13 protein-coding genes and 1 other RNA gene are annotated in these 12,424 nt (G+C 64.5%); 10 read left to right on the top strand and 4 right to left on the bottom strand.

Annotated features, from left to right (window positions below; all coding sequences use genetic code 11):
- Window positions 1-40: 40 nt before the first annotated feature.
- Window positions 41-1,261, bottom strand: a complete 1,221-nt coding sequence (locus tag ABZ677_RS20315) for an acyl-CoA dehydrogenase family protein (protein WP_037189836.1) — start codon at window positions 1,259-1,261, stop codon at window positions 41-43.
- Window positions 1,262-1,305: 44 nt separating this feature from the next.
- A complete protein-coding gene (locus tag ABZ677_RS20310; protein WP_037190220.1) occupies window positions 1,306-2,715 on the bottom strand; it encodes an acyl-CoA dehydrogenase family protein in 1,410 nt (469 codons plus the stop codon).
- A gap of 142 nt (window positions 2,716-2,857) precedes the next feature.
- Between ABZ677_RS20310 and ABZ677_RS20305 the strand changes: the two genes are divergently transcribed.
- On the top strand, window positions 2,858-3,226 hold the full coding sequence (locus tag ABZ677_RS20305) for a DUF1304 domain-containing protein (protein WP_358372623.1): 369 nt from the start codon (window positions 2,858-2,860) through the stop codon (window positions 3,224-3,226).
- Here the strand turns inward: ABZ677_RS20305 and ABZ677_RS20300 are convergent.
- Both ABZ677_RS20300 and ABZ677_RS20295 read right to left on the bottom strand, forming a co-directional pair.
- Window positions 3,223-4,026 (bottom strand): inositol monophosphatase family protein, encoded by an 804-nt coding sequence (locus ABZ677_RS20300; RefSeq protein ID WP_358372620.1) that lies wholly within the window; start codon window positions 4,024-4,026, stop codon window positions 3,223-3,225. The two genes, ABZ677_RS20305 and ABZ677_RS20300, sit on opposite strands and share 4 nt — an antisense overlap.
- 59 nt (window positions 4,027-4,085) lie before the next feature.
- Window positions 4,086-4,577 carry a carbonic anhydrase gene (locus tag ABZ677_RS20295; protein WP_094742234.1) on the bottom strand — a complete coding sequence of 164 codons (492 nt, stop codon included), beginning with the start codon at window positions 4,575-4,577 and terminating at the stop codon, window positions 4,086-4,088.
- A 224-nt stretch (window positions 4,578-4,801) separates the two neighbouring features.
- Between ABZ677_RS20295 and prfB the strand changes: the two genes are divergently transcribed.
- From prfB to ssrA, 9 genes are all read left to right on the top strand, one after another.
- Window positions 4,802-5,914: a peptide chain release factor 2 gene (gene prfB / locus ABZ677_RS20290; protein ID WP_027496571.1), complete on the top strand. Its 1,113-nt coding sequence runs from the start codon at window positions 4,802-4,804 to the stop codon at window positions 5,912-5,914.
- Between the two features lie 38 nt (window positions 5,915-5,952).
- Entirely contained in the window at window positions 5,953-6,852 is a 900-nt protein-coding gene (locus ABZ677_RS20285; protein WP_094634158.1) for a mechanosensitive ion channel family protein, read from the top strand.
- The gene (locus ABZ677_RS20280) at window positions 6,849-7,295 is read left to right on the top strand and encodes a hypothetical protein (protein ID WP_094742126.1); all 447 of its coding nucleotides are present in this window, start codon (window positions 6,849-6,851) and stop codon (window positions 7,293-7,295) included. Before ABZ677_RS20285 ends, ABZ677_RS20280 begins: the two co-directional genes overlap by 4 nt.
- Before the next feature lie 86 nt (window positions 7,296-7,381).
- Entirely contained in the window at window positions 7,382-8,071 is a 690-nt protein-coding gene (gene ftsE / locus ABZ677_RS20275) for a cell division ATP-binding protein FtsE (protein WP_027496574.1), read from the top strand.
- 63 nt (window positions 8,072-8,134) lie between these two features.
- On the top strand, window positions 8,135-9,040 hold the full coding sequence (ftsX, locus tag ABZ677_RS20270) for a permease-like cell division protein FtsX (protein WP_045195704.1): 906 nt from the start codon (window positions 8,135-8,137) through the stop codon (window positions 9,038-9,040).
- 83 nt (window positions 9,041-9,123) lie between these two features.
- Entirely contained in the window at window positions 9,124-9,597 is a 474-nt protein-coding gene (gene smpB / locus ABZ677_RS20265) for an SsrA-binding protein SmpB (RefSeq protein ID WP_032397704.1), read from the top strand.
- Window positions 9,598-9,605: 8 nt separating this feature from the next.
- Window positions 9,606-10,460, top strand: coding sequence for a DMT family transporter (locus ABZ677_RS20260; RefSeq protein ID WP_094742125.1), 855 nt, complete (start codon window positions 9,606-9,608; stop codon window positions 10,458-10,460).
- Window positions 10,461-10,491: 31 nt separating this feature from the next.
- Complete coding sequence (locus ABZ677_RS20255) at window positions 10,492-11,952, top strand: SDR family NAD(P)-dependent oxidoreductase (protein ID WP_052047534.1); 1,461 nt, start codon at window positions 10,492-10,494, stop codon at window positions 11,950-11,952.
- Between the two features lie 65 nt (window positions 11,953-12,017).
- Window positions 12,018-12,388: a transfer-messenger RNA gene (gene ssrA, locus ABZ677_RS20250) on the top strand.
- Window positions 12,389-12,424: the final 36 nt, after the last annotated feature.

Genomic DNA, 12,424 nt, shown 5'->3' with positions numbered 1-12,424 from the left:
CGTTGTGTGGTTGATTCTCGGCTCGACGACGAGCCAGGAGTCACTTCAGTTCTGCCGAGGTCTTTCCGAGCACTCGACGAGCAACGATCAGCTGCTGAATCTGCTGGGTTCCCTCGAAGATGTCGAGGATCTTGGAGTCGCGGCTCCACTTCTCGAGCAGTGGGCGCTCCGAGTAGCCGTACGTGCCGGCCAGTTCCACTGCCTTGAGCGTGATGTCGACGGCCGAGCGACCGGCCTTCGCCTTGGACATCGAGGCCTGCAAGGAGTTGGGCTCCTTGTTGTCGGCCATCCACGCTGCACGCAGTGCGAGCAGATGTGCTGCCTCCCAGTCCGCTTCGAGGCGCAGGAACTCTGCGGCTGCCGCGTGCTGGTTGTAGGCGGGCGTCTCGTACGAGATGTCGACTCCGGCGTCCACCAGGATGGACCGCAGCTCTTCGAGTGCCGCGCGTGCGACGCCGATTGCCATACCTGCCACCAGAGGCCGGGTGTTGTCGAAGGTCTGCATGACGCCGGCGAAGCCCTTTTCGACGTTCACTTCGGCGGTGCCGAGCAGGTTGTCCTTCGGGATGCGGCAATCCTCGAGCAGCAGGGCTGCGGTGTCGGAGGCCTTGATGCCCAGCTTGTGCTCGAGGCGGGCAACCGACAGGCCCGGAGCGTCACGCGGGACGACGAACGACTTGATGGCCGCGCGGCCGAGCGACTTGTCGACCGTTGCCCACACCACGATGTGGGTGGAACGCTCACCGGCGGTGACGTAGATCTTCTCGCCGTTGAGCACCCACTCGTCGCCGTCGAGGACAGCGGTGGTGGTGACGGCCGCGGAGTCAGATCCGAAGCTGGGCTCGGTGATGGCCATCGACGCCCATACCTTGCCGAAGCGCTCGAGCTGCTCGTCGGTGGACACCGCCGCGATGGCCGAGTTGCCGAGTCCCTGGTAGGGGATCGACAGCGTGAGGCCGACGTCGCCCCAGCAGGTCTCGATCACGTTCACCAGAGCGGACATGTTGCCGCCGTTGGCATTCGCGGTCTTGCTGGGCTTGGCCGACTCGCTGTCCTTCTCGCGGCCACCGGCGGCTCCGCCGATTTCGCCACCGGCGTCGGACATGCCTTCGACCATCGACGCCATGGTGTCGAGCTCCACCGGGTACTCGTGCTCGGCGAGGTCGTACTTGCGGGAGATCGGGCGGAAGATCTCGGCAGCGACCTGGTGAGCCTGATTCGCCTGCGCCCGAAGCTTCTTGGGAAGTTCAAGATTGATCATCGTGTATGTCCTTGGGTGAGTGCCATGGAATTCGGGGCGGCGAGCTAGATGAGAACGATGCCCTCGGCGACGCCGACGGACCGCAGATCGCGGTACCAACGCTCGACCGGGTGCTCCTTGGTGAAACCGTGACCGCCGAGCAGCTGCACGCCGTCGGAACCGATCTGCATGCCCTTCTCGGATGCGAGTCGACGAGCCAGCGCGGACTCACGAGTGAACGACAGTCCCTGCTCGGCGCGAGACGCACCGCGCAGCGTGACCAACCGCATGCCATCGAGCTCGATGGCGATGTTGGCGACCATGAAGGCCACGGCCTGACGGTTGCTGATCGGCTCACCGAAGGCAACACGGTCGTTGACGTACGGAACGACGTAGTCGAGTACGGCCTGGCTGGTGCCGACGGCCAGTGATGCCCAGCCGAGGCGCGCCAGTCCGATGGCGGCGCTGTACTCGGCGGCCCGCTGATCTGCGTCACCGTCACCGAGCAGTGCCGACTCTGGAACTGCGACGTCGGTCAGGATCAGGCGACCCAGGCCTGCTGCGCGCAGGCCCATGCTCGGGTCGGCTTCGACGACAAGGCCCTTGGAGTCGGACTCGACGATGAAGAATGCTGGACGGCCTTCGAGTTCTGCGGCGATGACGAACAGCTCGGAGCTGCCGGCAGCGGGTACGAGACTCTTGACTCCGTTGAGCTTGTAGCCGCTGGGGGAGCGAACGGCCTTGGTCTGCAACGCGTACGGATCGAACAGTGCGCGGGGCTCGTTGACGACCACTGCTGCGTTCGGCACCTTCTCGCCGACGAATGCCGGGAGGTAGGTCTTCTGCTGCGCGTCGGTGCCCCATTGGGTGAGCGCGACGGCGACACCGCTGGGCGCGAGGATGGGCAGTGCCAAGCCCATGTCACCGTGGGCGAGTGCCTCGGCGACGAGAGAATTGGTGACCGCGCCACGCTCGCTGGCGGCACCGTCGAGTTCCTCGGGAACGTTGATGAGCGTGATGCCGAGCTCGGCGGAACGACGAACCAGATCCTCGGGCGACGAGGCGCTGTGGTCTGCGTCGAAGGCGGCCGGGCGGAGGATCTCCTCGGCGAACTCCTTGACCGTCTCGACGATCATGCGCTGTTCGTCGTCGGGCGTCAGGTCGAAGTAGCTGAGGTTCTTGGCGGCACCGTCGTCGAGACGCTTGGGCTTGCCGCCACCGGTGACCTTGGCGAACGTGCGATTGGCAGCGCCGAGGGTCTTGAACCCGGTCTTGGTGCTCTCGTACGTCACCCGGTCGATGGTCTGGCGGAGGTTGTACTTCTCCGCCAGTTCCGATCCGGTGATGGCGGTCAGAACGCGCATGGCGGTTCCGATCGCATCTCTCTTGAACGGGTTGAGGCCAACCGCAGAAGTATCGCGGGGCACCTTCGGGGCCTTCGCGTCGACCACACTGTCTTGCTTGCTCATGATCACCAGTTCCTCGGCGTCGGGCACGGACTTCACAGATCTTACTCCCGAGTAAGTTAGCTGTCTACTGTCGAGTAAGTACCGGTGGCGCTCGACACTCGAACGACCTTTCGTATCACCCGTCGTATCGGTGTGACAGGCTGTTCGCGTGCATCCGATCGCCCAGGTCTTCGCCGCCCTCGCCGCGGCCCTCCACGTCGCCATCTTCGTCATGGAAAGCGTGCTCTGGTCCAAGCCGGCCGTATGGGCAAGGTTCGGCGTGGCCAGCCAGAACGACGCCGACATCACCAAATCGATGGCCTTCAACCAGGGCTTCTACAACCTGTTTCTGGCCGTCGGCATCGTGGTGGGCCTCGTCGTGGGCGGATCCGCGGGAGACGCCATCGTCTACTTCGCGTGCGCGAGCATCGTCGGCGCAGCGCTCGTTCTGGCCACCGGCGGCGCAAAGTACTTCCGGCCCGCATTCGTGCAGGGCATCACGCCGCTGATCGCGCTGATTCTGGCTGTAGTTCTCTAGGCGAGATTTTTCGCGCTGGGGGACAGGAGTGCGAGGACCTGGTGTTGCAGTAGGCCGTTGGTGGCCACGGCGCTGCCCCCGTGTGGTCCTGCGCTGGCGTCGAGCGCGGTGAAATCGCCCCCGGCCTCGCGTACGAGAACGTCGAGGGCGGCCAGGTCCCACAGCGAGACCTCGGGTTCGGCGGCGATGTCGACTGCCCCCTCCGCGACGAGGCAGTACGAGAAGAAGTCGCCGTAACCGCGCACCCGCCACACGGCGTCGGTCAGATCGAGGAACCGATCCCTGATGCCCAGTTCGGTCCACCCGCTGAGGCTGGAGAAACTCAGACTCGACGAGGCCACCGAATCGACCTTCGAGACCTCGATCCGGCGCGGAGTGCCCCCGTCCGATGCCGTCCAGGCTCCCAGATCGAGTGCCGCCCACCACCGCCGGTTCAGAGCAGGCGCGCTCACCACTCCGACGCGAGGTATGCCGTCGTCGAGCAGAGCGATCAAGGTCGCCCACACCGGAACGCCACGGACGAAATTCTTGGTGCCGTCGATGGGATCGACGACCCACTGGCGGCCGCTGAAGGTGGCCGTGCCGCCGTACTCCTCGCCCAGCAACGCGTCTGCCGGACGCTCCGAGCCGAGTTCGGCGCGAATCATCGTCTCCACCGCCAGATCCGCGTCACTGACGGGCGTGAGATCGGGCTTGGAATCGACCGACAGATCCATGGCCAGAAAACGTCGACGGGTGATGGCGTCGGCCTCGTCGGCGAGTCGGAGGGCGAGAGAGAGATCAGCGGCGTAGTCGGTCACGGGAGAAGACTATCGCCGCGCATACGGCGTCTCGCATACGGCGATCTGTGTGGTCGGGCCTATCCGGTGACTTCGTTCAGCTTCCCGGTTGCCACATCGAAGACGAAGCCTCGGATGGATTCGTGCTTCGTGACGAACGGGCTCTGCTCGATGCGTGCCAGCGATTGGCGAACATCGCGGTCCAAGTCGGAGAACGACTCCGCGGCCCAGTTCGGTTCGATGCCGGTCTCGTCCTGCAGATCTTTCTTGAACTCGTCGTCGGTGAAGGTGAGCATGCCGCAGTCGGTGTGATGGATCAGGATGATCTCCTTGGTGCCGAGCAGACGCTGACTGATGGCCAGCGAACGGATCTCGTCGTCGGTGATCACGCCACCGGCATTTCGGATGACGTGGGCTTCTCCGTCGGCGAGACCGAGAATGCGGTAGACGTCGAGTCGGGCGTCCATGCACGCCACCACGGCGACGTGCTTCGACGGCGGGAGCGGTAGGGGACCGTCGAACGTCGCGGCGTAGGCCTTGTTGTTCTCGAGGTACTGGTCGGTGACGGTCATACGACGCTCCTGTGGACTGCGGGTGTGGCCGGCACCGGGCGGTGACAGGCATGTCGACATGCGAATATGCCGATGAGCCGAAAGCTAGCAGTCGACCGGTGGCCCGGCGAGAGTTGAAATCACCGCGGTTCGAACCCTTTACGACGGTCTCCGTCCGGCTCGTGCGGGCCGGCGGAATCGGGGGCGGTCGGGCTCGGGTTCGTGTGCCGGTAACCTTGACTCTCGTGCATCCCGACGTTTCTGCAGACCTCGCCGAGCTCGACACCACTCTCTCCACCGTCGAGTCGGTTCTCGACGTCGAGGAACTGCGGCGACGCATCGACGAACTCGAACATCAGGCGGCCTCGCCGGACCTGTGGAACGACCAGGAACACGCTCAACAGGTGACCAGTCAGCTCTCGCATGCGCAGGCCGAGCTTCGCCGCGTCGAAGAGCTCCGTCAGCGCCTCGAGGACATGCCGGTTCTGTACGAGCTCGCCGAGGGCGAGGAGGGCGAGGCGGCCGCATCGGCCACCGCCGACGCCGACGCCGAACGTGCCTCGCTCCGAGAGGACATCGCAGCCATGGAAGTACGGACCCTGCTGTCCGGCGAATACGACGCGCGCGACGCACTGGTCAACATCCGGTCCGGCGCAGGTGGAATCGACGCCGCCGACTGGGCGGAGATGCTCATGCGCATGTACATCCGCTGGGCCGAGAAGCACGGCTACGGCGTCGAGGTCTACGACACGTCCTACGCCGAAGAAGCGGGTATCAAGAGCGCCACGTTCGCTGTGAAGGCCCCGTACACGTACGGCACGTTGTCGGTGGAGCAGGGCACGCATCGGCTCGTGCGCATCAGTCCCTTCGACAACCAGGGTCGACGCCAGACCTCCTTCGCCGAGGTGGAAGTTCTTCCGGTCGTCGAGACCACCGACCACATCGAGATCCCTGAGAACGACATTCGCGTGGACGTCTACCGCTCGTCCGGCCCGGGCGGGCAGTCGGTCAACACCACCGACTCCGCCGTTCGATTGACACACATCCCGACCGGCATCGTGGTGACCTGTCAGAACGAGAAGTCGCAGCTGCAGAACAAGGTGTCGGCCATGCGAGTGCTGCAGGCCAAGCTGCTCGAGGTCAAGCGCAAGGAAGAGCGCGCCGAGATGGACGCGCTCAAGGGTGACGGCGGCAGCTCCTGGGGCAATCAGATGCGCTCCTACGTACTGCACCCGTACCAGATGGTCAAAGATTTGCGTACCGAGTACGAGGTGAACAATCCGTCTACTGTTCTCGACGGGGACATCGACGGATTCCTCGAATCCGGAATCCGCTGGCGCATGCGAGGGGAGCAGTAGATGACCGGTCATTGCGCAGGCTCCACTCCAACGATCCGATGACGGCCTGGCTCAACGTGACGGACGAGGTCAAGCTCAACGGCCTCGGAATCGTGCTGTACATCCTCGGCGGACTGCTGGCCGCGCGCTTCGTCACCTGGACCGGATCTCGGATCACTGCCCGCATCGACCAGAACTACCAGCACAGCGACGCGCTCGTGCGATCCGAGGCCGCGAAACACCGTCATGCGCTGGCTCAGGTCATCACCTGGGTGCTGGTCACTCTCATCTACATCCTCGTCACCATCGAGGTACTGCGCCGCTTCGGCTTCGGCGTCGGCGGTCTTGTCGCACCCGCGACGGTCATCGGAGCCGCCCTCGGCTTCGGTGCTCAGCGCGTGGTTCAAGACATCCTGGCCGGCTTCTTCATCATCACCGAACGTCAGTACGGCTTCGGTGACGTCGTACAGATCGCCGTCAACGGCTCCGCCGAAGACGCCGAGGGCACCGTCGAGGACGTCACGCTCCGAGTGACCCGGGTTCGTAGCGTCGACGGCGAGGTCATCACGGTCCCCAACGGGCAGATCGTCAAGGCGATCAACCTGTCGAAGGATTGGGCGCGCGCCGTCGTCGATGTTCCTGTCCCCAGCACCGCCGATCTCACCCAGGTCAACGCGCTGCTCCGTGCAGTCGGCCGGGACGCATTCGCCGATACGCGGTTGCGTCCGCTCCTGCTCGACGAACCGACCGTGATGGGCGTGGAGAGCATCGAGGTGGGGCAGGTCAACGTGCGGTTGGTCGCACGGACACTGCCGGGCAAGCAATTCCAGGTGGGGCGAGAGCTTCGAGTGAGAGTGGCCGCTGCGCTGCAGCCCGAGGGCATCAACGTTGCCCCCGACGTGAGTACGGCCGGAGTCGCACCCGAATCGTCAGGACGAGATCGGACGGAAGACCAGTGAGTACACCCGACACCGGAACCGAACGCTCGCAGCGAAATTGGCGGCAGTGGCGCATTCCGAACAAGATCTACGGCCGGGTGCGCACGTCCACCGTCGCGTTCGGGATCTGCTTCGTGCTCACAGGCCTGCTGTACGGGCAGGTCAGTGCCGACATCGCAGAACGAGACGCCGAACCAGTGCAAGGCCCGGTCGCCGTAGACCCGGATGCAACCACCCCTTACATCCAACCGCAGACCTCCGAGCCGCGATTCTCGACAACCACGGTCTCGCCCACTCCGACGGCCACCGCCGATCCGGATGGGTCGGGAAGCGTCGACGAATCCGGCCAGCCTGCGACCACGACGACTGTGCCGTCGACGACGACCGCGCCGTTCGGCGTGCCGATTCCCCCGGCGATTCAGTCGCTGATACCCACCCAACCTGCGCCGACATCCGCGCGCTGAGGCGGCCTTTACCGTCTCTCGGGACTCGCCGCGACGCCCCAGCGGTTCCGGCGGTTACCGGCGAGTAAGGACTACACTGGCGACCCGTGATCAGCACCTCGAATGTCTCCAAGTCCTACAAGACCTCCACCAGGCCTGCCCTGGACAAGGTGACGGTCTCCATCGACAAGGGTGAGTTCGTGTTCCTGATCGGTCCGTCGGGTTCGGGTAAGTCGACGTTCATGCGGCTGCTCCTCAAGGAGGAGACGCCCACCTCCGGGGACATCCACGTCGCCGATTTTCACGTCAACCGGTTGGCGGCCCGACGCGTGCCTCGGCTGCGGCAGAGCATGGGCTGCGTGTTCCAGGACTTCCGCCTGTTGCAGCAGAAGACCGTCGTGGAGAACGTGGCGTTCGCGCTCGAGGTGATCGGCAAGCCACGCTCGATGATCAAGCGCACCGTTCCCGAAGTTCTGGACCTCGTGGGACTCGGCGGCAAGTCGGATCGTCTGCCCAACGAGCTGTCCGGTGGTGAACAACAGCGCGTGGCCATCGCTCGGGCGTTCGTCAATCGTCCGCTCGTACTGCTCGCGGACGAGCCGACCGGCAACCTCGATCCGGATACCAGCCAGGACATCATGCTGCTGCTCGAGCGCATCAACCGCACCGGAACGACGGTGCTCATGGCCACCCACGACAACCACATCGTCGACTCGATGCGCCGACGCGTCGTCGAACTCGACAACGGACGAGTCGTTCGTGACGAGGCCCGCGGGGTCTACGGCGTCGGTCGCTGACGACACCCGACCAGGACCTATCGGACTTCACGACCGAACGAATCGAAGGGCTCGGATTCCGCGATGCGCGCAAGTTTTATCTTCAGCGAGGTCTTCACCGGACTTCGCCGCAACATCACCATGACGATCGCCATGATCTTGACGACCGCTATCTCCCTCGGCCTGTTCGGCGGCGGACTGCTCGTGGTGCAGATGGCGGGAAAGACTCAGCAGATCTTCCTCGATCGGGTGGAGGTGCAGATCTTCCTCACCGACGACATCTCGGCGAGCGATGCCGACTGTGCGCAGGAAACCTGCGCGACGTTGCGCTCGGATCTCGAGAACACCCCGTCGGTGGTGTCGGTGCAGTACCTCAACCGTGAGGACGCGGTGAAGGACGCAACCGAGCGTGTGTTCAAGGATCAGCCCGAACTGGCCGAACTGGTCAGTGCCGACAGCTTTCCCGCGTCGTTCAAGGTGCGTCTGAGTGACCCCGAACGGTTCGGGGTCATCAACGACAACTTCGAGAATCGACCGGGAGTGCAGAGCGTGCTCAATCAGCGCGATCTGGTCGAGCGCCTGTTCAGTGTGCTCAACGGCGTGCGCAACGCTGCTTTCGCCATCGCGACGGTGCAGGCGATCGCCGCAATCCTGTTGATCGCCAACATGGTTCAGATCGCCGCGTTCACCAGACGAACCGAGGTCGGCATCATGCGATTGGTCGGTGCCACTCGCTGGTACACCCAGCTGCCGTTCCTGCTCGAGGCGGTGGTGGCGGCCTTGATCGGATCTGCGCTGGCCATTGCGGGCCTGTTCACCGCGAAGAACATGTTCATCGACGACGTGCTCTCGGATGTGTATCAGGCGAATATTCTGGCCCGGATATCGAATAGTGACGTTCTCCTCGTCTCGCCGTTCCTCGCGCTGGTGGGAGTCGGCATGGCGGCGGTGACGGCGTACATCACGTTGCGTCTGTACGTGCGCGAATAAATTCGCTTGCCGTTCGGTTCTATGCTGGAGCGGTTGCCCGTGGAACCGATCCATCCGGCGAACGCTCGAGAAAGGGCCCTGCAGTGAGAGAGAAGGGCCGCAAGGCCATCGCGACCAATCGCAAGGCGCGGCACAACTACTCCATACTCGACGTCCTCGAGGCCGGAGTTGCCCTCGTCGGAACCGAGGTCAAGAGTCTGCGTGACGGCAAGGCCTCGCTGGTCGACGCCTTCGCGACCGTCGACGACGGTGAGATCTGGCTACGCGGACTGCACATCGCCGAATACACGCTCGGTAGCTGGACCAACCATGCGCCGCGGCGGAACCGCAAACTGCTCCTCCACCGTCGCGAGATCGATCGTCTTGCAAGCAAGGTCAAAGAGGGAAACCTGACGCTGGTGCCGTTGTCGATGTATTTCTCCGACGGCAAGGTCAAGGTCGAACTTGCGCTGGCCAAGGGCAAGCAGGATTACGACAAGCGACAGTCGTTGGCCAAGCGCACCGCCGAACGCGAGGTCACTCGTGAGCTGGGGCGTCGTGTGAAGGGAATGCGCTGACCGCTGTTCTGCTCGCTCTGGTAGCTGCCGTCGGCTACGGGGTGAGCGATTTCGTCGGCGGTGTCGCATCCCGCCGGGTTGCCGCCCTCCGGGTGGTCATCGTGTCCTACCCGCTGTCGCTGGTGATCGTTCTGTTCGTAGCTCCATTCGTCGGTGGCACCATCGAGCTGCAGGCGATGCTGTGGGGACTGGCCTCGGGTGTCGCAGGCGGCGTTGCGGTGTGGTGGTTCTACCTTGCCCTCGCCGCCGGGCCGATGGCTGTGGTCTCGCCTGTCACCGCAGTACTGGTCGCCGGTATCCCGGTGCTGGTCGGGCTGTCGATGGGCGAGCGTCCCGGCATCATCGCGTTCGTCGGTATCGCCGTCGCCCTGGTGGCCGTGGTGCTGGTCAGCAAGGAATCCCCGGACGAGGTGACCGGTGAAGTGGCAGGCGGTCGGGAGATGAAGTTCACCCGAACCGTGGCCTGGTTGACGGTCGGTTCGGGCGTGACGTTCGCTTTCGCGTTCATTTTTCTGCACCAGATCGGCGACGGCAGTGGACTGTGGCCGCTTGCGGCGTCGCGTGCGTCGGCAACCGCAGTGGTCTGGGTAGTAGCTCTGGCATCCGGGCACTTCTCGCCCCCGCATGGCAGCGTGCTCAAGCTTGCGGCGTTCGTCAGCGTGCTCGACGTGGTCGCCAACGCCGCCTTGATCTACGCCTATCAGGACGGTCTTCTCTCGTTGGTGAGCGTCATCGCCTCGCTGTATCCGGCCGCGACGGTATTGCTGGCCATGGTGATGCTCGGCGAAAGAGTCGGCACTCTGCAGAAGATCGGTATGGCGTTGGCGCTCGGCGCGATCGCGATGATCGCCCTCGCAGGTTGAACTGGACCGCTCGGGGGTAATGACCTCGTTTATGACAGCTTCCGATTCGCCGTCCGACATCCCCGTGGTTCAGGACGACGGACGCCCTCCCCGCGTTCTGGTCACCGGTGCCACGGGATACCTGGGCGGGCGTCTGGCACCGCGTCTGCTCGACGAGGGGTACCGGGTCCGAGTGCTTGCTCGCACCCCCAGCAAGCTCGACAACGTGCCGTGGGCGGCGAATGTCGAGATCGTTCAGGGCGATCTGAGCGATCGGGAATCGTTGAAGGAAGCGCTCAGCGGAGTCGACATCATGTACTACCTGGTGCACTCGATGGGCACCGCAGGGCACTCGGATTTCGCCGACACCGAACGCGACAGCGCCGAGAACGTCGCGGCCGTTGCTGCCGAGTGCGGCGTCGGTCGCATCGTCTACCTCGGCGGGTTGCATCCGCCGACCGGTGAGCTCTCGCCACACTTGAAGTCTCGTGCCGAGGTGGGTCGCATTCTGATCGAGTCGGGCGTTCCCACCGTGGTGCTGCAGGCGGGGGTCGTGATCGGATCCGGCTCGGCGTCGTTCGAGATGATCCGGCACCTGACCAACCGGCTTCCGGTGATGACCACACCGCGGTGGGTACACAACCGCATCCAACCCATCGCTGTGCGCGACGTGTTGCACTACCTGATCGGGGCCGCGAGTGCGCCGATCACCGAATCCAGAACGTTCGACATCGGTGGTCCCGACGTCATGCAGTACGGCGAGATGATGAACATCTACGCCGACGTCGCGGGTCTGCGGCAGCGTCGAATCATCGTGCTCCCGGTGTTGACGCCGCGTCTGGCAGGCCACTGGATCGGGCTGGTGACTCCCATTCCGCGCGGGCTGGCGATGCCGCTCATCGAATCGCTGCAATACGACGCCGTCGGCCACGAGATGGACATCGACGCCGTCGTACCCCGTCCGGACGGCGGCCTGACCGGCTACCGCGACTCCGTGAGATTGGCACTGCGCAAGATCGACGACGGTGAGGTGGAGACGCGGTGGACCGACGCCACCGGCACCGCGGCACCGTCGGACCCGCTGCCCTCGGATCCGGCGTGGGCAGGCGAGGTCGTCTACACCGACACCCGCGTCGCCCGAAGCGCAGCGAAGTCGACCGCGATCCGGCCCGCACTCGAACGATTGGCCGACGCCGACGTTCTCACCGGCTGGCACCGCGACGTCACCGGACCCGACGCATCCGCGTCGGGCACCGAACACACCACTCGGCTCAAGTCCTCCACCCGACTGCCCGGCGAGGCCTGGCTCGACCTGACGGTCGGCGGCACGGCGAAGCAGCCGACGATCGAGCAGCGGTTGGTGTTCTTCCCCCGTGGTCTGGCCGGTCGCGCGGTCTGGTACGCCTCTCTGCCGGCACGGTTGGTCGTGGCGCGCCGAATGCTGCGCACGGTGGTGCAGCGTGTGGACGCCGATGCCGCATCGCGAGCGACGGATCGCCGTGCCGGCAGTTAATGGGATGAAAGTGGCCATGCGAGGCGTTACACTGAACAGCCCGGACACAGTGTTCGGGAACATACGGGGCTGAACGGTTTCGACTTTGTATGTTGAGTCAGGGGAAGCGTGTCGGTGCAGGCGAGAGACCACCGTAAGCGTCATCGCAACCTTATAAGCGCCGATTCCAATCAGCGCGACTACGCACTCGCTGCCTAAGTAGCGACTGCGTGTCTGTCAGTCCGGGCTTGCCCTCGGTCCGGGTACTGGCATCAGCTAGAGGGCTCACCGATTCATCCGGCCGCGGGATGATGAGGAACACCAAACAGTGGCTGGGATCGTCATCCTGACTTGTTCGCGAGATCGGGAGATCCAAGTAGAGGCATAGCGGACTGCACACGGAGAAGCCCTGGCAATGCAGCAGAGGACCCGGGTTCGATTCCCGGCAGCTCCACAAAGGCCAGGTCAGCAAGCCCACACAGGCTAGCTGGCC

The sequence above is a fragment of the Rhodococcus sp. NPDC006774 genome, from assembly GCF_040636045.1.
In the GTDB taxonomy this organism is placed as follows: domain Bacteria; phylum Actinomycetota; class Actinomycetes; order Mycobacteriales; family Mycobacteriaceae; genus Rhodococcoides.
The sequence above is the reverse complement of the archived record's forward strand: the minus strand, read 5'-3'. Positions and strand labels throughout refer to the sequence as shown.

What these genes read in the sequence shown, in the direction of transcription:
- ABZ677_RS20315 (WP_037189836.1), bottom strand. Translation starts at nt 1,261, where the DNA reads ATGATCAATCTTGAACTTCCCAAGAAGCTTCGGGCGCAGGCGAATCAG.
- ABZ677_RS20295 (WP_094742234.1), bottom strand. Translation starts at nt 4,577, where the DNA reads ATGACCGTCACCGACCAGTACCTCGAGAACAACAAGGCCTACGCCGCG.
- ABZ677_RS20285 (WP_094634158.1), top strand. Translation starts at nt 5,953, where the DNA reads ATGACGGCCTGGCTCAACGTGACGGACGAGGTCAAGCTCAACGGCCTC.
- ftsX (WP_045195704.1), top strand. Translation starts at nt 8,135, where the DNA reads ATGCGCGCAAGTTTTATCTTCAGCGAGGTCTTCACCGGACTTCGCCGC.
- ABZ677_RS20255 (WP_052047534.1), top strand. Translation starts at nt 10,492, where the DNA reads ATGACAGCTTCCGATTCGCCGTCCGACATCCCCGTGGTTCAGGACGAC.